The sequence below is a fragment of the Acetomicrobium mobile genome (genome assembly GCF_937920065.1).
Window position 1 is genome coordinate 1 of sequence record NZ_CALETC010000007.1, and the last position, 2206, is coordinate 2206.

The window sequence follows — 2206 nt, forward strand, 5'->3', positions numbered from 1 at the left end:
AGATTTCGGCTCCGTGGCTAACGATATTGAAAGAATTCTTTCTATAGGGGATATGATAGGTGATATGCCTAGCTCCGAGGTGTCTGAAGGCATGCCGTTCGATAAGAAATTTGGTAAGTTATTTAAAGTTGCAGATGAACTAAGGAGTGCAGGTCATTTATTTATTGGAATACACAACCTGAGTAATGGCGAGATAGTTTGGCAGTATAATAATTTAAACACATATGGTCAATAATAAAATACAATAACTATCATTTATTGTATTTTGTGTAGGTTGCATTTTATACAAATCGTATAAATAGACTTTAAAAACATTACGTATTTCAGGAGGAATATCGATGAAAAGGGACTTATTGCAAATTTTGCAGGAGAGAGGATTTGTAGAATGGTGTAGCGATCCTGATGAATTATCCCGGATTTTTAGGACCAGGCTTACCTCTGGATATATAGGGTTCGATCCCACAGCAGATAGCCTTCACGTTGGACATCTAGTTCCAATAATGGGTTTGGCATGGTTGCAACGTGCTGGACATAGGCCCATAGCCGTAGCGGGCGGAGGCACGGGCTTGATCGGTGACCCTTCCGGAAAAACCAAAGAAAGACAGCTTTTGACCTTAGAGCAAGTTGAGCGCAACATGGACTCAATAAAAAAACAAATTGAACACTTCTTGGATTTCGATTGCGGGGAATCATCTGCCAAAATCGTTAATAACTATACCTGGTTATCTAAATTGGGGCTGCTTGAATTTTTAAGGGATGTTGGAAAACATTTCACAGTTAATTTTATGATTGCCCGTGATTACGTAAAAAACAGGATTGAAGACCCTGATAAATCCATTACATACACAGAATTTTCATACATACTCTTGCAAGCCTATGATTTCTGCCATTTGTATCAACATGAGAACTGCGCGCTACAAATGGGTGGAAATGATCAACAAGTCAATATAATTGCCGGTATAGACCTCATTCGTAAGAAACTTGGAGCCAAAGCATATGGACTTACATACCCGTTGCTTTTAACTGCCTCGGGGCAGAAATTTGGCAAAACCGAAGAAGGAACAGTTTGGCTTTCGCCAACGCGCACTACGCCATATAAATTTTATCAATTTTGGATAAATGCAGATGATCGTGATGTATCTAAATTTTTAAAGCTTTTTACCTTCGTTCCGCTTGATGAAATAGAGGGTATAATGAACGAGCACAAGAAGTGCCCTGAGCTGCGCCTGGCTCAAAAGAAGTTAGCTTATGAAGTAACCCGCGTTGTACATGGCGATGAAATCGTAAAAAGGGTCAAAAAAGTTAGTGAAATACTTTTCGGGGAATCATATACTCTTGATGATCTCACTTTGGATCTTTTGGAGGAAATAGGCCGGGAGGTTCCGAGTGGATATATTAACGAAATTCCTGCTCCCCTCATTGATGTGATGGTAAAAGTGGGTGCTTGTTCCAGCAAAAGCGAGGTACGTAGGTTAATCCGTAGCGGCGGTGTTGCGATAAATGGCGAGAGAGTGCTTGATGAAAATCATGAAGTACACGACAATGAATTTCTATACGGAAAATATATGTTGTTAAAACTTGGGAAAAAAAGGTATCATTTAATTACACGTAGTAATTCTTGATGAAAGGGGTGACATTCGATGAAAATAAGTGCAAGGAACGTGTTAAAGGGGAAGGTTGTAAAGGTCGTTCATGGTGCTGTTAATTCTGAGATCACGTTGGAATTGCCCGGAGGACAGCAAGTAGTTTCGATTATTACTAAGGCCTCGGCAGAAAGACTGGGGCTAAAAGAAGGGATGGATGCTTACGCAGTGATTAAGGCATCCGAGGTCATGGTGGCGATTGATTGAAATTTCTTTACATGGCGATGCCCTAATTAAGTGGCAATATAAGTTGAAGTAACAAACAAAGCAGGAAGCTGACTTCCTGCTTTGTTTGTAGTATATTATAGTAGGAGTTGCATCTTGAAATAAGGGGAAAAGCAAGATGAGCGTAATGGCTAGCCTTATAAAAGGAGCACATCTCCTAGTAAGACCAGGTATAAGAGCCAACGTATTAACATGTCTATTATATAATACAGCCCGTTTCATTGGAATTCGCAAAGAAACTGCCTTGATGAATTTAAAGATAGCTTACCCCGATAGCAGTCTCGCATGGAGGAAAGAGGTTTTAAGAAAGCTTTATTATCATCTAGCTTTGTCCGTAA

General features: G+C 39.8%; 3 protein-coding genes and 1 pseudogene. All 4 read left to right on the forward strand.

The features are described 5' to 3' along the window. Positions 1 to 235, forward strand: a 235-nt coding sequence (locus tag Q7P41_RS00175) for a hypothetical protein (protein ID WP_303881077.1), incomplete at its 5' end; no start/stop codon positions are given. A 103-nt stretch (positions 236 to 338) separates the two neighbouring features. Then, complete coding sequence (gene tyrS, locus Q7P41_RS00180; RefSeq protein ID WP_303881079.1) at positions 339 to 1622, forward strand: tyrosine--tRNA ligase; 1284 nt, start codon at positions 339 to 341, stop codon at positions 1620 to 1622. A gap of 18 nt (positions 1623 to 1640) precedes the next feature. Beyond that, complete coding sequence (locus Q7P41_RS00185; protein ID WP_303881082.1) at positions 1641 to 1850, forward strand: molybdopterin-binding protein; 210 nt, start codon at positions 1641 to 1643, stop codon at positions 1848 to 1850. Between the two features lie 136 nt (positions 1851 to 1986). Further along, positions 1987 to 2206, forward strand: a pseudogene (locus Q7P41_RS00190) (lipid A biosynthesis acyltransferase); the annotation flags it as partial.